We start from the raw sequence: 18411 nt of genomic DNA, 5'->3' as shown, positions 1-18411 counted from the left end.
AATTTAAAATGTCAGATTAACTCCTACGATATACATTCTCTGGTTATTAGGATAATTGCCATAATCGATTCCAAACGCCTGTGCGGTTCCGAATACTTCCGGATCTAAACCAGTGTATTTTGTAATGGTAAACAAATTAGAAGCTTGTAAATATGCCCTTAACCTGGTAATTCCGATTTTCTTGAACGTGGATGGAGGTATGCTATAGCCTATTATAAGAGATTTACATTTTAAGAAAGATCCATTTTCTAAATAATAAGAATTAGGGACTGAGTTAGTGCTAAATGTGGATGCATTTTCTAAAATAGGAACTTTTGCCCCTGTGTTTTGTGGTGTCCAAGAATTGTATAATAAGTCTTTGCTTTTATTTCCCTGGAAAGATGCCCAGAAATCAGTCCAGTAGCGAACATAATTAATAAGATCATTTCCCTGGGAACCGTATAAGATCATTGTGAGATCAAAATCTTTATAATTGGTATTTAAATTAATTCCATAAGTAAATTTAGGATTAGGATTACCAAAAAATACCCTGTCGGCGTCTGTAATTGTGCCGTCATGGTCAGCATCCAAATACCTAAAGCGGCCGGGGGCAGCATCGGTCTGTGTAGGAGCTTTTGCAACTTCACTTGTATCTTTAAACAATCCTATTACTTTATAACCAAAAAAGGCGCTTACCGGATGATCAACCTGGTTGCGTACAAAGTTTCCTATGCGGGTGCTGCCGGCATCGAAATAATTGCCGGGAATACTTACAACAGAACTTTTGTAAGCTGTAACATTTGCACCAATATTGAATTTGAAATTGTTACTTGGAGCTGCATGGTAGTTAACAGAAACGTCAACACCTTTATTCTGAACATCACCAATATTAACTGAAGGTCTTGTAGCACCACCCGCAGTGGCCGTAGTCTGGTCGGTAAATAACAGGCCAGTGATACTTTTTCTATAATATTCTATTGAAAAATCTATCTTGCTGTGTAATACTGCACCATCAAGACCTACATTGATAACTTTATCCTGCTCCCATCCTGTACTGAGGTTACCGAAACGGGAAAGATAAAAACCTGTTGCTGTACTTGTACTGGTACCAGTTATATCATAGTTAGAATTTCCGGGGGTACTTAAGTATTGCGTATAAGCGTTTGTGGGATCTACATTGTTTTGAGAACCTAAAATACCCCAGCTACCTCTTAATTTTAAATCACTTAACCATCCCACATTTCTTAAAAATCCTTCCTGCGAAATTCTCCAACCGGCAGAAAAGGCAGGAAATACACCATAACGCTTATTTGAACCAAATACAGATGAACCGTCTCTGCGAACAGTAGCACTTAATAAATATTTATCATTGAAGGCATAATCGGCTCTGCCAATTAATGAAAATAACGTATTTCTGTTGACGGTACTATAATTGGTCTGCCCTGTAGCGCCGCCGGCGTTAAGTACCTGTAGTGATGGATCATCATTAAAATAACCTAACCTTGTACCGCCAACAGTTCGCCCATAATAATTTATTGCCTCTGTCGCAACAAACACTTTAAGGTTATGCTTCTGCGCAATAACATTATTATACGTTAAAGAGTTGGTCCATGTCCAGGAGCTGTTATAAAAACTATTTTCGCTAAAACTGTTGTTACTGTTATTTTCGGCGTTTTCATATGTATGATAGCCATAATAATAATAATATCCGTTATCAATCGTGCCGCCAAAACTTGTACGGGCAGTCAAATGATTAAGAATATCTACTTCTGCCCATCCATTTCCTATAACATCCCAGTTATAACCTTTATTATTAGCTGTACGTCTTTGGTTCGCTACCGGATTTTGGGCATTACCTAATTCTGGTCCGTTTGAGCCTGCGTAATTTCCTTTTATATCATATACAGGTATAATCGGCTGTTCACGATATACCATATTTATAACGTTCTCTCCCAGGTATCCAATTTGTGGATTGTCTTTGTGAAACATGTATGCATTCTCGCCCACACGTATTCTGCTGCTTACATTAAATGTAGAATTCAATCTGACATCATACCGGTGCAGATAAGTATTAATTAAAGTTCCTTGTTGATTGAAGTACCCCGTTGAAAACAAAAATGTTGCTTTATCACTTCCCCCGCTTACGGAAAGAGTGTGGCTTTGTATTGGAGCAGGTTTAAACACTTCATGAAACCAATCAGTTCCCACTTTATTAGCTTTGGTTATTTGGTAGATATTTCCAGCTGTATAATCAGTATTGTATAATGAAGGATCTACTGAAGCATCACCTTCACGTGCCCCTCCGGGAGTTATATAATCAGGCAATACCGGTGTTGCGCCGTTACCATATTGAGCTGATTGAGGGTTTCCATTAGAGCCGACCTGTTTTGCATTTTTGCTGGCTATCCATAAGGCATTAGCAAGTTCCTGCGAATTAAGTAAATGAAATGGATTTCCACTCAAAGTTCTTTGAGTACCATAGTATGCATCATAGTTCACAACAGTTTTACCCCTGCTGCCTCTCTTGGTAGTTATAACAATAACACCATTAGAACCTCTTACGCCATACTGTGACGCAGCTCCGGCGTCTTTCAAAACCTGAACTGACTCAATATCGTTTGCATTTATATCGTGCATGCTTGATTGAATTCCATCTATTATAACCAATGGGTCGGAATTACCAAATGACGAAATACCCCTGATAAAAACATTGGAAGGGCCACCCGGCGCACCAGAGGTAATCACACTTACTCCTGAGGCCTGCCCCTGCAGCAACTGCTCCGAACTTCCCGATGGTATCGATTTCATATCACGTACGCTAACTACGGAAACGGAACCTGTTATGTCTTTTTTTCTCTGTGCCGTATACCCAGTCACTACTATCTCATTTAAGTTAGTAGTTGATGTCTTAAGTGTAGCAGTAATGGTGTTGCCCGGAGGTATGGTAAGGTTTTGCGTTTCAAAACCGACCGATGAAATAGTGATACTGTTTTTTCCCTGAGGAGCGACCAGCGTAAAGTTACCGCTTGCGTCCGTTTGAGTACCCGTTGTCGTTCCGTTAACTGTAATAGATGCTCCGGCAACAGGCTTCCCATCTGACCCCAATATCTTACCGGAAATTCTTCTTTGCTGAGCAATAGCAGTAACAGTAATTAGAAAAGAAAAAAGAGCTAAAAAGATGTACAGTGCATTTCGTTTAATTTTTGATCTCATGGCAAACGATTTTATAATTTATTGATATTAACTAAGTAATAACAACACATCGCTTTAGAGAAAATTGAAACTTTTATAGAAAATTGAATTTTATCAAAAAAATTTCAATTTCATCATTAGGTTTCCCCAGGATAAAGAGCACTTTCGACAGACAAATTACAATATGAATTTGCTGCATAATATTTAAAATAGTTCTACTATAAGTACAAAAAGATGTAGCAGGAATAAGGAATGGATAGAAGAGGTTTAGCTTATAACCTCCACAGAACAAATTTTTTGATATTGAGAAAACTAGAATGGTCCATTGAAAGCATGATTGGTCAAAACTTTTAAAATCATTAGGGAAAAACGTATTTATTCGCCCAGTTCTTTCTTCATCAGCCAGTCAATCTGCCGATCTTTGCCTAGCAGGAATATATGCTCACTAAATTTTTTAAAACAATACTTTTCATAAAAATGAATCGCCCGTTGGTTATGTTCCCAAACGCCTAACCAGATCGTTTTTTTGTTGTTACTTTTTGCAAAAGAAATAGCAAAATTCATTAAGCTTTTTCCAACTCCTGACCCAATTTTATCTTTCAGCACATAAATTCTTGCAATTTCCAGTGCATCAGTTTCTTCGATTTCCAATGGAGGTTTCGATACCGATAACTTTATATATCCCGCGATCTCATCTTTTACTTTTGCAAAAAAGAAGTAGTTAGAACTTTCACCCATTTCAGAAGTAATTCTATCGATAGTAAAGTTTTCCTTTAGAAAAAACTGCATATCTTCTTCAGTATTCTGTTGATGAAAAGTATCATAAAAACATTTAATACTAATGTCAGAAAGAATTTGAACCTCAGTACTTTTTACAGGTTCAATTTTTATTTGCATAACTTTTCAGGAATATAAGATTATTAACTCTACTTTTCAGGAGTTTTGCAAAACGCGAATTACAACAAATAGTTGATTTTATAAAATTTTGTCGAGGGCTTCTTTGCTTAAAGGTTTTGAGATAAAATCTTTTACCAACCTAAAATCTTTTGCCTTTGTAAAATCTTCCGGATCAACTGTTGAAGAAAGCAGGTAAATATCAGGTAACTGTTTAAAATGAGATTTTACTTTATCTAATTCCACGAGAAAATCCCATCCATTCATTACAGGCATATTGATATCGAGAAAAATGATTTTTGGCAAATTTTCATTTTCAGGCTTAGACAATAAGTAATCAATAGCAATTTTTCCATTTAGGCAGGAAGTAACTTTTTCTGCAAAAAAAGTCATTTTCATTATCCTCTCACATACCATTATCGTGATTGGGTCGTCTTCCACTAAAAGTACATCTGTAAATTTTGCCATCTAATTTTTTAAACTTTAAACAATATCTAATCTATAAATCTATAAACACTTCTTTTTGTGTTTCTTTAATTTAAGCTTTTAACCGACGTATTTATCAGTTCAAAGTTTAATCTGCATGTGCATTAAACCCTATAAATGTTGCAAGAACTTTTTTTGCGGATTTCCTTTCTTTTTTTTTACACATGTCTTTGCCCTAAATAATTCTTTTTACAAGCAAAAAAACAGTAAGAAATAACCTTTATTATGCTAATATAAATTCTTATTTCATTACAATCAATTTCAAGCAAATTTAGGCTTCGACCCTTGTGAAGAATGATAACAAATATAAGTGTAAATCACAAACAGCCGACAGTTGTCAACCTATTTAAGCTGGCAAATTCGGCAACAATCTAATCTTCTGCAGATCTTTCTTCAACTACAACAAGGTCGCTCAAATCTACACTCATGGGCAGTAAACCTACCTGTACAATAGCGCGTTTCCCTCTTATCTCTTTTACCGATCCGACCTGGTAATTTTTTTTCAATTTTACTTTTGCACCCACCACTATTTCAGAGGTTACTTCCTGGTATTTTCCTTCCACCTTTTTTGCCAGTTTGTTTGTTACCACCTGGTCCTTCTTTTTAAATAAAAGATTGTGCATTTGTTTAAGCGGCTCACTCTTGTCTTCGGCTTTTCTCCATTCGAGCAGTATTTGTTTCATCTTGCGCTCCATATCTTTCAAATAGGCAATCCGGTCTTCGGTTATCTTGTTTTGCTGCTTAAGCAATTCTACCTCCTGCCTGTGCCTTTCCTGGTCAATGACACGTGTCATTTCTTTTTTTAGCCGCTCATTTTCTTTTAACAGTTTGTGCAGATCCTGCTCCTTTTTTTCAACCTGTCTCAGATCTTGTTCTGTCGCATTTAGCAGTTTATCCAACCTAAAATGATCTTCATCTACCAACTGCCGGGCTTTTTTTATTAAATCTCCTGAAAGGCCAATTCTTTCAGCAATCGAAAAAGTATATGAACTTCCGGGTTTGCCAATAATCAGTTTGTACAAAGGCATAAGACTTTGCTCGTCAAAAGCCATGGCCCCGTTTATTATTCCCGGCACTTTGTTAGCCATCACTTTCAGATTAAGATAGTGAGTGGTTACCACACCAAAAGAATGTTTACGGGCAAGCTCCTCCATAATCACTTCAGCAAATGCACCGCCTAAATTTGGATCACTCCCACTGCCTAACTCATCTATAAAAAACAGAGTTTTTCCGTTTGCCACTTCCATAAAATGCTTCATGTTTTTTAGGTGGCTGCTGTAGGTGCTTAATTCAAACTCTATACTTTGTGTGTCTCCTATATGAATCATCAATTGTTTAAATATGCCCATTCGTGAGTCTGCGCTCGCCGGTACAAGGAGTCCACTCTGCATCATAATCTGTAGAAGGCCGATTGTTTTAAGGGTAACTGTTTTACCTCCTGCATTTGGACCGCTGATTACGAGTATACGGTTTTTATCATTAAGGGTTAAAGACAGGGAAATCGTATTTTTCCCGGATTTTTTATTGTACAAATAAAGAAGAGGATGATAAGCATTTATTAATTCTATATGTGCTGCATCAACTATTGCAGGAAACTCGCCATTCATATCAATAGCCAGTCTCGCCTTTCCCCTTATAAAATCATACTCACCGACAATAGTATGGTACGTTTTCAGAAGATCTGCGTACACTGATAAATCGGACGTTAGTTTTCTTAAGATACGTTGAATTTCCCTGCTCTCCTCATTTTCCAGGCTAAAAATATCATTGTTGAGCTCAATTGTTTCTTCAGGTTCTATGTAAGCAGTTTTCCTGGTATCACTTTCTCCATGCAGTATTCCTTTGATTTGCCTTTTATACTCAGAAAAAACAGCTACTACCCTTCGCCCATTGCTAAAGCCTTCTTCAATATCTGCGGCGTAACCGGCTTTATTTAATCGACTTATCACTCTTTCGAATACCCTTCGCAGCTCATTCCTTTTTTTACATAAACTAAGCCTGATCTTTTGAAGGTCTTCTGAGGCATTGTCTTTTACATTTCCATGTTCATCAAGTACTTCATCCAGCATTGCAAGGATCGCTTTTTCATAATAACTGTCTGCTATAACTTTCGTTAATGCCGGATATGCAGTTCTTCTCTCATTATCAAACCAACGGAAGACCGACTGAATTCCCACAGCCAGTTTTCTTATTTGAACGAATTGCTCGCCTGTCAGTACGGCACCTGGTATGGATAGCAGACGAAGGTCTTTGCTAAGATTTAGAACATAGTCGTTAGGAAAATATTGACCGTTCTGTTGCAACAATTTATACTCATACGTTTGCTGAAGCTCGGTCTGGATAAACTCTTTTTTTGTGTGTATACGAAGATCATCGGCCTTTTTTTTAGCAAATTCACTTTTACAGTGTTCGACAAGTAACTCTTTTATTTTATCAAACTCTAACTGCACCAATGCCGAATCTGGAAATAATTTCATATAACTTCTACTGCGAGCTTAAAATATTAATTAAAAGTGCAAAAATAAAGGGTTACTAATGGAATAAAGCATTATGAATATTTAAACTAATAACACCTGGTTTCATTGAAGCAGAAAACCTGCAACGCATTACAATGTACAAGAAAAATGAGATAAATTAATTAAAAGTAATTGCAGGCATAAAAAATAAATTTAATCTAAAACAAACTTCTTATTTTCATAAGAAACAAAAAAAATTATGGTCGTTACGACTGAAATTTTACCATGTAACGTATTGCAATCATTTGTTCGTTGTTATACACTTCGTGAATTTAATACATTTGGTACTGATTTGGCAAAACCACTACCTGCCAATCACGAAAGTTCGATAGCATTTGTTTTAAGTGGTTCTGTGAATACTAATAAAATAACAAATAGTCGTATTGAGCAGGGAACTACCACCCACATAATCGGGTTACAGACAGAATCGAAAGGAATTGTCATTTCGAACGGTGATGTAAAATTGTTTGCAATACAATTTAAACCAACGGGATTTCATAGAATATTTGGCATTCCCATGCCCCTGATCATCAACAATATTTTCGAGGCGTCTGATCTTGTTACTAAAGGAATTGAAGTTTTTAATGAGCGATTAAGTGCCGCAAAAGACTTATTCGAAATGAAAAAACTAGCTGATAAATTTCTATTGTCTCAACTAACAAACTATGAAACAAATGCTTACGATAATATTACTTCTGCAGCATCAGTTATTTGCAAAACTAAAGGCAATACAAATATTAAAAACCTGGCTTATGAAGCTAACATGAGTTTAAAAAGCTTTGAGATGAAATTTAAGGAACAGGTTGGAATTTCGCCAAAATTATTTGCCAGAATTGTTCGTTTCAATTACGCGTTAATGGTTAAAATGAAGAATCCATTTAAAACCTGGATCGATATTTCGAACGATTGCGGGTATTACGACCAAATGCATTTTATAAGAGAATTTAAAGAGTTTGCGGGTAATACCCCTGCAAGTTTTTACAAAGAAACCCCTCTGCCTTTTGAAGACTTCAGGAAGGAGCAACAATATTAAAAAAATTTAACATTTTTTAATATTGCAGTATTACTTAAAGCATTAATTTTATTTTTCATAAGTATCGATTGGGGGATTGGTATTTATGAAAACTATTGGGAAATGCTCAAAACGCATTTCCCTTTTTTATTGATGAAATATGTTCTCTTTTTAAAACCATCCTTTTTGTTATAGCAACTGAATATTCTACCCCATATTATTACCGTTAAAGTTATCAGGAATTAAACAGGTTTTCTTTCAACTAACTTTACCCTTTATTGTTATCTTATTATGCAGCCTGTTATTAAGGTATCTAATCTTTCGAAGCATTTCAATGAAATAGTAGCAGTTAATAATCTTTCGTTTACTGTAAACCAGGGCGATATTTACGGTTTTTTGGGTCAAAACGGTGCCGGTAAATCAACCACTATTAGAATGTTGTTGACGTTAATTGAGCCTAGTCATGGAGAAATTGAAATGTTTGGGATGCATCTTTCTACACATAGAAAAGAAATACTACGACAAACCGGCGCGGTTATAGAAAAACCAGATGTTTACAAATACTTATCAGCTTTTGAGAATGTACAGCTTTTTTCGAAAATCAGTGGCGGCCCGAAGCTGACTCGGGCTCAACTATTAGACCAATTAGCAATGGTAGGCTTACAGGAAAGGGCATTTAGCAAAGTAAAAACATACAGCCAGGGCATGAAACAACGTTTAGGAATTGCGATTGCTTTGGTGCACAATCCACAACTTATTGTGTTAGACGAGCCAACCAATGGACTCGATCCTCAAGGCATTGCAGATATTCGAAACCTTATGCTGCATCTCAGCAAAGAGCGAAATAAAACAATTTTGGTTTCTTCTCATTTATTAAGCGAAATACAATTAATAGCAAATCGCCTGTTAATTATAGATAAGGGCAAAAAAATGGCGGAAGGTGACACGTTGGCATTATTTGATCCTTCACAAACTCTTGTAGAGCTCGAAACGTTAGACAATAAAAAGGCATTTTACCAATTACAACAAAGTCGATGGTCAGCAAAATTGCAGCCTGCAAGAGAAAAGACAATTGTTTTAAAAATGGATAAAAATGAAATTCCGGCTTTTCATCAGTCTCTCGCACAAATGCAAATTCCGATTTTGTCTTTACAACCAAGAAACTCGCTGGAAGATTATTTTTTACAGGTAACAACAGGCAATCAACATGTGGAAGCTTTTACAAATTGAGTTATTTAAAATATTTAAACGACCGCGAACCTACATCAGCTTTGTTGCTGTGGCCGCCCTCGTCAGTATCATTCAGTTCGGATTAAAAGTCGATGGAAAAATGTACGTTGATTTTATGTTACGAGACTTATCAGCTTCGTTCAATATCGAAGGGAATGTATTGAATGGTTACCTTGTTTGCTACATTATTCTTCAACTGTTGCTGGTGCATGTGCCACTGCTTATAACCCTTATTGCAGCGGACCTTATTTCAGGCGAAGCAAACATGGGAACCTTGCGGTTACTTCTTACAAAACCTGTAAGTCGTACCGAGGTTATTTTGGCAAAGTTTCTTGCAGCCGCTATTTATACTTTTCTGTTGCTCATATTTATGGCTATACTTGCTTTGTTTGTGTCCATGGCCATTTTTGGTACAGATGATATGCTTAATCTTAAAAGTGGCTATGTTGTACAATTAAAAAGTAACGATATTTTCTGGAGGTATATTTGTGCCTTTTGTTTTGCAGCACTGGCAATGCTAACGGTTGCATCACTGGGTTTCTTTTTATCACTCTTTGCCGAAAATTCTATTGGCCCTATCGTAGCCACCATGAGTGTCATTGTCGTATTTACTATTTTAAGCACCCTCGATATACCTATTTTCAATGCAATAAAGCCTTATCTCTTTACAACTCATATGATTGGGTGGAAAGGTTTTTTCGATGTTAAAGTAAATAATGACAATGAAGCCATAATTGGCTCGGTACAGAATTTGGATAAAGTACTGCAAGCCGCAGGAATACTTGCTTTACACATCTTTGGTTTGCTGCTTGCTTCCGTACTGGTATTTAGAAAAAAAGATATTTTGAGTTAAAGCCTTATTTCGATAATTTTTATGTAAAGCTATTTAAGAGTTTTTTTTGTACCGGGCATAGAAAAGCTATTAAACATCGTTGCGTCGCACACTGCAACTTTCGGTTTTTCATCCGCTTTAATAAAGCAAAATCATTTTCTGAAAATTGCCATAAGAAAGCAAAGATGTAAGCACTTTTTATGGTTTGCGAAGTTTGTCTTTTTATGGTTCGTTAATATTTAAAATCACCTAGTGAACATTTAAAATGAAAAAAATAATATTTGTATTTCTGTCATCCCTCATTTGTCATTTCTCAACATCTGCCCAGGATGTAAATAGCCTTATAAAGAAAGTAAGATCAAAGCTTGATAAGGTAAATGATTATATCGCCGAAGGTAAAATGAAAACCGATGTTGCTTTTATAAAAGCACCGGTAGGTAAAGTGAAAGTGTTTTATAAACGGCCGGATAAATTTACAGTTAAAAGAGATAAAGGCATTTCAATTTTACCTAAAAGTGGTGTTTCCTTTAACATGAGTTCTGTTTTGTCAGGCGATAATTACACTGCGATTCCTTCAGGAGAAAGTACGGTAGGCGGAGATAAAGTAAAACTGGTAAAACTATTGCCAAACGATGATAATAGTGATGTAGTATTAACTACCTTATACATAGATGAAGCAAACCTACTTATAAAAAAAGCCAATACTACAACACGCGAAAACGGCACATTTGAAATGGAGATGAGTTACGGTAAATATGCTTCATATGGGTTACCTGATAGAGTAATTTTTGCTTTTAATACCAAAGAGTACAAATTACCTAAAGGTGTAACACTTGAGTTTGACACGGATGATACACCAAAGCACAGTGTAAAGAATAAAAAAGGAAGAGTCGAAATAATCTATTCTTCCTATGTTATTAATAAAAACATATCGGATATGGAGTTTAAGTAGTTAAATCATAGAACACCTTTAAATAAGATGTAGTAATCACTATTTGTCGTCAAATGACCTTATGAATGGAATAACTAAATTTGTTTCTTGTTTGTTTGAAGTAATAAACTGGTGGAGTTTTCTACCTATACTTTCTATGGACAAATATTTTTGATAATAATCTATTACATTGTGTCTCATAATCTCTATTTCTTCTTTCTTCATTTCTAAAACATCATCCATAACCTTTTGAAGTTCATTATAATTTTTAAAAACTAAACAGTTTTTCTTATCTTCCAAGACCGGAGTGAATAAGTCAGCATATTGTAAAATTGGTATAGTTCCTACTGACATGGCTTCTATACTATTATGACACCAAGGTGCAGAAACACCTGGAGGACAGATAAAAAAATCAGTTTTACTAAGCATTTTCAACCAATCTATTTTTGCTGTTCTAGCTTCAGAGATTATAATTGAATTAGTATAGCTGTCAGCATCAAATAGCTCATATAAAAAAGATTTGTCTTTAATAACTTGAATTTTACTCTTTGCTTCAAAAGTGGTTTTAATAAAGTTTATTACATCCCATCTTGGAAGTACGTCGAATTCTTTTCTCATGTGCTCCTGGCTAAATAAACTTCTGTTTACATTACCACTAAAAAAGATTTTAATTGTTCTTTTAGCTTCTCTAAGTCTCAAAAGATATTCGGAGTTACAAAAAAACTGAATATCTAGCGGAAACATTGGGTACGGTGCAATACAGTCAAAAGCTTTGTTTTTGATACTGCTATAACCGTAATTGATATTAATCAGTTTGCCTACATATTGTTCACCATTAAGAGTAATAGTATTGATGGGAGTGGATGAATTTCTAATTAACCGATATTGCTGTTTAATGAAAAGTTTTTTAAAAGGTTCAAGTGATTTAAAAAATTTGTAATTGGTTTTTACAATTATATTAAAGCCAAAATAATTTAAATAAAGACAAATGATGTATGAATACCTTCCAAAATCATAATTGAGTAACATATGGTCAAGATTAACAATAGCTGAAAGGCCCTTTGAACGGGCTCTATCGTTGGCGGAGGTGTTTTTCACGTAACTTAAGAAAGCCCTCACATCGTAAAAGGCAGATCTCAGAAGTATATATGTCTTCCTAATAAAATTCATATTAATGTTAAAATTAATTGTTGAATTAAATATTAGATTTAAAGATATTATTTTAAGAATATATATACAACTCTATTTCTTATCTGATGCAGTTAATGAAGTAATTACAACTTGTATTATTGAATTGAAAGGTTGAGGGAGGTAGCTTTGCTTCTGTATTTTAAAAAACCTCAATACTATAGGCAATTTCAAATCTGCCATTCGCTGCCAGGCTATTTATCCCTTCTTTTTCTTCTAAATTTCCTGAGGCATCTACACTGTCTGCAATACCGCTCCATGGTTCTATACAAACGAAGTCTGCATCTCTGGCTGCCCAAATACCCATATATGGAAAACCCGGAAAGTGAACTTTGGCACCATGAGGTGTTTTATCACTAACAATAGATATGGAATCTGATGTAAGATGCTTGAAAACAATGGCGTCCTTATGAAACAATTCCTTTTTTAAAGGCAACCTGTTCTCATTTTTTAAGCAGGGAGTTGCAGTTGTTTCTATAAGACCATCTAAAGATAAAGGCCACCGGCCTGCATCTTCGGCTTTGTTGAACTGTAAATAGTAATCTTCGTAAGTTGTTCCCTTTACCAAAGGAACGGCAAAGGCAGGATGTGCGCCAACAGAAAACAGCAAATTGTCAGAACCGGTATTTTCAACTATAAAAGTTACCTGCAACTTATTTTCCTGCACCGCATATTTTACACTAAATACAAAATCAAAAGGATAACACTCTTTTGTTTGTTCGTTACTTTTAAGAGAAAATGTAAGAGAAGAATTTGTTTTTTCAACAAGATCAAACGTATTATCACGGGCAAAACCATGTCGGCCCAATTGGTAATATTTTCCTTTGTAGTTATAAGTATTTTTTTTCAGCCCTCCTACAATAGGGAATAATACAGGACTTTTCTTTGCCCAAAAAGCAGGGTCGCCACTCCACATGTATTCTAACTCTGATTGCTTGTTGTAAATGCTTTGAAGTTCTGCGCCCTTATCTGCAACTTTAATTGATATGGTTTCGTTGGAAATTGAATGCATAATAGATTGATGATTTTCGGTATAAGCAAAGATTGTCATTCAGGTTATTCTTCAATTCTTTCGTCTACCACATTTGCAAATACACGGGCACTAATTCTGCGCAACGGATTTTTTCTGTTGTCTTCATAAAAACCCCTGCGTTTAATAATATCAATACATTCAAAAGTAGCTGCAATAAATGATGCCTCGTCTGCAATGCCTTTGCCTGCAATGTCGAATGCTGTACCATGATCGGGACTGGTGCGCACAACAGGAAGCCCGGCTGTATAATTTACGCCTTCGCCTTTGGCCAAAGATTTAAAAGGTATGAGTCCCTGATCGTGGTACATAGCAAGAACAGCATCGAACTTCTCATGTTGGCCGCGCGCAAAAAAAGCATCGGCACTAAAAGGTCCAAAGGCAAGAATATCTTTATTTTTTGCTTCTTTAATTGCTGGTTTAATAATGGTTTCTTCTTCTTTTCCAATTAAACCTTCGTCACCGGCATGAGGGTTTAAACCTAACACAGCAATTTTGGGTTTATCAATTCCAAAATCTTTTACAAGGCTGCTGTTAATTATTTGCAGCTTGCTTACAATTGCTTCGGCTGTTATAAGGTTTGCAACTTCAGCAACCGACACATGCTCCGTTACCAGCCCTACGCGCATATTACTGGCTACCATTAACATTACAACATCGTTGACACCAAATGTTGCTTTTAAGTATGGTGTGTGCCCACTATAATTAAACTCCTCTGATTGAATGTTTTTTTTATGTATCGGTGCTGTTATTAGCCCCTGTATGTGGTTATTTTGTAGCGCTTCTACTGACGCCTTTAGTGATTTGAATGCATATTTACCACCTGTTTCGTTTAACTGCCCTGGTGTAATCGTAATTTCTTCTTCCCAGCAATTATATACATTTACCTGCTTTATATTGGGCTTCGATAGATCTTTAATAACTGTAAAGGCAAAATTAGCAGCAGTTGAAGATTTCCTGTAAAAGTTTATGCTTTTGTTGCTTGCAAAAACTACAGGCGTGCAAAAATCGAGGATACGGGAGTCTGCGAGCGTTTTTATGATTAGCTCTGTACCAATTCCATTTAAGTCTCCACAACTAAATCCAATTATAGGTTTTTGCAATTCGGTACTCATTATTTTCTATTTGTTTAAAAAAGTAAAAGTAAGCAATCTATTGAGTGAGTTATAAATGGAAGCGTGACTTTATAAGAATATTCTGACCTTCTTTTAAATGAATACCAATCATTAACCAATTCAATTTACTTTTGGTGCTGCATGGAATACAGATTAAAAAAATCCCTGGGGCAGCATTTTTTAAAAGATGAAAATATTTGCAAAAGAATTATTGACGAGTTGCAACAACATAAGTTTAGTCAACTTTTAGAGGTTGGTCCGGGAGGAGGCGCACTGACAAAATATCTTTTAAAAATTCCGGGAATTGAATTTAAAGCAGTGGAACTGGATGCGGAAAAAGTCGCTTTTCTTGAAAAAACTTACCCTGCTATAAAGGATAAAATCATTCATGAAAGCTTTTTAGATATTAATCCCCCTTTCGAAGGAGAATTTACTTTGGTCGGAAATTTTCCATATAATATTTCAACACAAATTTTATTTAAGGTATTAGAATGGAAACAACAGGTTCCCGTATCTGTAGGAATGTTTCAGAAAGAAGTAGCGCAACGGGCCGCATCAAAAGAAGGCAGTAAGGTGTATGGTGTTTTAAGCGTACTGGTACAAGCGTTTTATACGGTAACTTACCTGTTTGATGTAGAACCTTCAAGTTTCACCCCTCCTCCAAAAGTAATGAGTGGCGTAATAAGGCTAACGAGGCGACAAGATGTACCTGAAATGAAAAGTGAAAAAGCATTTTTTAACCTTGTAAAAACTGCTTTTAACCAAAGAAGAAAAACCTTGAGAAATGCAGTGAAATCTTTATTTTCAGCAGATGAATTAAAAGATGAACTATTTAATAAAAGAGCTGAAGTTTTAAGTGTTGAAGAGTTCGCCGCTCTAACTTTTAGAATGGCATAAATTTTACCTAACCTTAATCCATTAAGTAACATTAATAAAAAAAGAATTGAATCCATTAGTATTAATCACAGCGCCATGTCATCCTTATATTGAGGAGACTTTAGTGAGAAAGGGTTATATGATTTTAAACCTTCCCGCTATTACATATGACGAATTAGAAATTACCGTTACCAAGGTTGAAGGTATAATTGTAACTACAAGACTAAAGATAGACAAAACTATTATTGATGCTGCTCCTAAACTTCGGTGGATAGGAAGGCTTGGCAGCGGAATGGAACTGATAGATGTAGCGTATGCAGAAAGCAAAGGAATTAAGTGCGTAAGTAGTCCTGAAGGAAACCGAAATGCTGTTGCAGAACATTCGCTTGGTCTTTTGCTGAATCTTATGAATAACATCAGTAAAAGTTTTGATGAAATTAAGCGCTATATTTATTTGCGCAATGAAAACAGGGGTATCGAGCTATCGGGTAAAACAGTCGGTATTATAGGTTATGGAAATACCGGAAGCGCGTTTGCGAAACTTCTTCAATCGTTTGGTGTTACAGTGCTTGCGTATGATAAATACAAGTTTGATTTTGCAAAGGATTATGTAAGGGAGGCAAGCCTCGAGCAGGTTTGCAAATACAGTGATGTAGTGAGTTTAAACATTCCCCTTACTGAAGAAACATACCATTTTGCAAATGACAGTTTTTTTCAGTCGCTTACAAACAAACCCTATTTTATAACCTGTTGTCGTGGAAAGGTTACAGACACACAAGCTGTAATTAATGCGTTAGATGCAGGTTACATAAAAGGCGCTGCTCTTGACGTTTTAGAAAATGAAAAACTTCATACCTATACGAAGGAAGAGCAGCAACAATTAAGTAATCTGTTAGCCAGAACTAATGTTATAATAACGCCGCACATAGCCGGCTATTCCGAGGAGGCTTTTTATAAGATGGCAAAAATATTATTAGATAAACTTGGCATTAGATAATTCTTCAATTTCACCTTCAAAGGCAAGGTCGAAGTCTTTATGAAAGTTTCCTTCCTTTAAAAAAGAGGTTCCAACCCATTCTACTCCTTCAGGGTAAGGGTTTGTTATGTTCCATGGACATTCGGCTATAGCTACCATTCCGCCTCCTTTACAGGAAACTTTAAAGGCATAATATCCGTCTTTTTTAACTTCTACATCAGGAAAATCGAACTCTATCCATTGGCTCTCCTGTTCTTTCGTAATATACTTTGTAGTCTCCGCCCGCTTTTCCTTCCATGTAAAATTTATTTCATCAAATTCGTATAAACTTAATGTGGCATCGGCTGAGCCAGACACTACAGATGAAAATAGTTTAATGCTTTTTAAAATACCATGAGCCGGAGCACGAAAAGTTTGACCGGCATAGTAATCAACGTTTTTGCAATTGCCAACCCAATAGTATGGACCAATTTCTTTAAAGCCAAATGCAATAACTGAAGCCCGGCTTTTTGAGGGGCTTGTAAAGGTTATCATGTGAGAATATTTGCCCGTTTCATTTCAATTAATGCGCCAATGTATAAAAAACAATGTTAAATCTTTTAGCAATGTTATATAAATTATTATTTGTATAAGAATTTACAAAAAAAGAATATATTTATAGAATTTCTTAATTTTGTTAAATGCAACGCTGCAAAATCTCTGTAGCGTTGTATTTTTTTGTGATCTGTTAAAAACAAAATGAATATGAGTGAGATCAATTACGTGACCATGGAGACTTTTGAATCTATGAAGCATGAACTTCATCACCTTAAAAGTGTTGAAAGACCTGCAGCATCTCGTGCTATTGCAGAAGCCCGTGAAAAAGGCGACCTTAAGGAGAATGCAGAATATGATGCCGCAAAGGAATCGCAAGGAATGCTGGAAGCTAAAATAAAACAACTGGAAGGTGCAATTGCCACTGCTAAGATTGTTGATACATCAACGATTGATACAAGTAAGGTTACTATCTTAACTCGAGTAACCATTACAAATATGGCTACGAAAAAAACCGTCACTTACCAGATTGTGGGTGAAAAAGAAGCCGACCTTAAGGCAGGAAAGATATCTGCATCATCACCTATAGGCAAAGGCCTGATTGGCAAAGTAAAAGGAGAAATTGCTGAAGTGCAGGCCCCCACGGGAGTTTTGAAATTTAAAGTGGTAGATATTACCGTATAAACTATTGATTTTTAAATAAAAGAGCCAGCTCTGATAGCTGGTTTTTTTATTTAAATAAATCATTTTCCACATTCCACTAAAAAACTAAAACAAATGACAATATTTTCAAAAATAATAGCAGGTGAAATTCCTTCTTACAAAATTGCGGAAAGCGATAAATTCTTTGCATTTCTGGACATTTATCCTATAAAAAAAGGACATACACTCGTTATACCAAAAATAGAAGTAGATAAAATCTTTGACGTTCCGGATGAATACCTGGCTGACTTGCTTTTATTTGCTAAACCAATTGCAAAAGCAATAGAAAAAACTTTTAACTGCAACCGGGTTAATATAATAACAGTCGGTCTCGAAGTGCCTCATGCCCATGTGCACCTGGTGCCAACAAATCACTTAAGCGATATGAATTTGGGAAAAGATAAACTTACACTCTCTAAAGAAGAATTTATTAAAATACAGGAAAAGATCATTTCAGAAATGAATAATCGAAATTCCTGAAGACTACGTATTATCATCAAAAAATCGTGTTTCGAAATACTAAAGATTTTAGAGGTATTTGTAACATTTGATCTTTTTCGTTCATTAAACCAACCGGCAAAAGCCAGCTTACAATTTTAATTTGTGCGCTACGCACAATACATTCTGACTAACGTTTTATAAGCAGTTGAATTGCAGCCCTAATTCATCAGTCTTTATATCAAACTTATGAATAAGCTTTCTCATTTCCTGCACTTTTCTTTTGCGCTTTTGATCTAAGAATTCATAGCCGTGTTCGTTGTTATATGGTTGCTTTTTTATCACCATATTCCATATAATCACTGCCAGCTTTCTTGCTGTTGCACTGATCGCTGACACTCTTCCTTTTCGGTAGTTGATCCGGTTGAAAAAATTGGAAAGCGGTGTTTCTTTTAAATTCCCTATCGCATTGGCTGCATT

16 protein-coding genes and 1 pseudogene are annotated in these 18411 nt (G+C 35.6%); 8 read left to right on the top strand and 9 right to left on the bottom strand.

Annotated elements, in window-relative coordinates; all coding sequences use genetic code 11:
- Window positions 1-3: 3 nt before the first annotated feature.
- The 4 genes from B154_RS0115420 to B154_RS0115405 all read right to left on the bottom strand — a co-directional run bounded on the left by B154_RS0115420 (window position 4) and on the right by B154_RS0115405 (window position 7028).
- On the bottom strand, window positions 4-3192 hold the full coding sequence (locus tag B154_RS0115420; RefSeq protein ID WP_018615155.1) for a SusC/RagA family TonB-linked outer membrane protein: 3189 nt from the start codon (window positions 3190-3192) through the stop codon (window positions 4-6).
- A 354-nt stretch (window positions 3193-3546) separates the two neighbouring features.
- Entirely contained in the window at window positions 3547-4068 is a 522-nt protein-coding gene (locus tag B154_RS0115415; protein WP_018615154.1) for a GNAT family N-acetyltransferase, read from the bottom strand.
- 78 nt (window positions 4069-4146) lie between these two features.
- Window positions 4147-4533, bottom strand: coding sequence for a response regulator (locus tag B154_RS0115410; protein WP_018615153.1), 387 nt, complete (start codon window positions 4531-4533; stop codon window positions 4147-4149).
- A 389-nt stretch (window positions 4534-4922) separates the two neighbouring features.
- Window positions 4923-7028, bottom strand: coding sequence for an endonuclease MutS2 (locus B154_RS0115405; protein ID WP_018615152.1), 2106 nt, complete (start codon window positions 7026-7028; stop codon window positions 4923-4925).
- A 238-nt stretch (window positions 7029-7266) separates the two neighbouring features.
- On the opposite strand from B154_RS0115405, the gene B154_RS0115400 reads away from it, so the two are divergent.
- The 4 genes from B154_RS0115400 (at window position 7267) to B154_RS0115385 (ending at window position 11093) form a co-directional block, all read left to right on the top strand.
- Window positions 7267-8100, top strand: a complete 834-nt coding sequence (locus B154_RS0115400) for a helix-turn-helix domain-containing protein (protein ID WP_018615151.1) — start codon at window positions 7267-7269, stop codon at window positions 8098-8100.
- Between the two features lie 270 nt (window positions 8101-8370).
- Window positions 8371-9309, top strand: coding sequence for an ABC transporter ATP-binding protein (locus B154_RS0115395; protein WP_018615150.1), 939 nt, complete (start codon window positions 8371-8373; stop codon window positions 9307-9309).
- Window positions 9287-10162, top strand: coding sequence for an ABC transporter permease (locus B154_RS0115390; RefSeq protein WP_018615149.1), 876 nt, complete (start codon window positions 9287-9289; stop codon window positions 10160-10162). Before B154_RS0115395 ends, B154_RS0115390 begins: the two co-directional genes overlap by 23 nt.
- Window positions 10163-10406: 244 nt before the next feature.
- Window positions 10407-11093 (top strand): LolA family protein, encoded by a 687-nt coding sequence (locus B154_RS0115385; RefSeq protein WP_018615148.1) that lies wholly within the window; start codon window positions 10407-10409, stop codon window positions 11091-11093.
- Window positions 11094-11132: 39 nt separating this feature from the next.
- Here B154_RS0115385 and B154_RS0115380 read toward each other — a convergent pair whose 3' ends face one another.
- The 3 genes from B154_RS0115380 to pdxA all read right to left on the bottom strand — a co-directional run bounded on the left by B154_RS0115380 (window position 11133) and on the right by pdxA (window position 14405).
- Complete coding sequence (locus tag B154_RS0115380; protein WP_169337674.1) at window positions 11133-12170, bottom strand: hypothetical protein; 1038 nt, start codon at window positions 12168-12170, stop codon at window positions 11133-11135.
- 232 nt (window positions 12171-12402) lie between these two features.
- On the bottom strand, window positions 12403-13311 hold the full coding sequence (locus tag B154_RS0115370; protein ID WP_018615146.1) for an aldose 1-epimerase family protein: 909 nt from the start codon (window positions 13309-13311) through the stop codon (window positions 12403-12405).
- Window positions 13312-13316: 5 nt separating this feature from the next.
- On the bottom strand, window positions 13317-14405 hold the full coding sequence (gene pdxA, locus B154_RS0115365) for a 4-hydroxythreonine-4-phosphate dehydrogenase PdxA (RefSeq protein ID WP_018615145.1): 1089 nt from the start codon (window positions 14403-14405) through the stop codon (window positions 13317-13319).
- A 141-nt stretch (window positions 14406-14546) separates the two neighbouring features.
- On the opposite strand from pdxA, the gene rsmA reads away from it, so the two are divergent.
- A complete protein-coding gene (gene rsmA / locus B154_RS0115360; RefSeq protein ID WP_018615144.1) occupies window positions 14547-15302 on the top strand; it encodes a 16S rRNA (adenine(1518)-N(6)/adenine(1519)-N(6))-dimethyltransferase RsmA in 756 nt (251 codons plus the stop codon).
- 46 nt (window positions 15303-15348) lie between these two features.
- Window positions 15349-16278, top strand: a complete 930-nt coding sequence (locus B154_RS0115355) for an NAD(P)-dependent oxidoreductase (protein WP_018615143.1) — start codon at window positions 15349-15351, stop codon at window positions 16276-16278.
- Here the strand turns inward: B154_RS0115355 and B154_RS0115350 are convergent.
- Entirely contained in the window at window positions 16255-16791 is a 537-nt protein-coding gene (locus B154_RS0115350; RefSeq protein ID WP_018615142.1) for a hypothetical protein, read from the bottom strand. The two genes, B154_RS0115355 and B154_RS0115350, sit on opposite strands and share 24 nt — an antisense overlap.
- 210 nt (window positions 16792-17001) lie before the next feature.
- On the opposite strand from B154_RS0115350, the gene greA reads away from it, so the two are divergent.
- Both greA and B154_RS0115340 read left to right on the top strand, forming a co-directional pair.
- Entirely contained in the window at window positions 17002-17475 is a 474-nt protein-coding gene (gene greA, locus B154_RS0115345; RefSeq protein ID WP_026260222.1) for a transcription elongation factor GreA, read from the top strand.
- 93 nt (window positions 17476-17568) lie between these two features.
- Window positions 17569-17973 (top strand): HIT family protein, encoded by a 405-nt coding sequence (locus B154_RS0115340; protein ID WP_018615140.1) that lies wholly within the window; start codon window positions 17569-17571, stop codon window positions 17971-17973.
- Between the two features lie 156 nt (window positions 17974-18129).
- Here B154_RS0115340 and B154_RS28725 read toward each other — a convergent pair.
- Window positions 18130-18411: pseudogene (locus B154_RS28725) on the bottom strand (hypothetical protein); the annotation flags it as partial.

Origin of the sequence: Segetibacter koreensis DSM 18137 (assembly GCF_000374045.1) — a bacterium.
Lineage (GTDB): Bacteria > Bacteroidota > Bacteroidia > Chitinophagales > Chitinophagaceae > Segetibacter > Segetibacter koreensis.
Note: the sequence above shows the minus strand (reverse complement) of the source record. Positions and strands in the feature narration are given on the sequence as shown.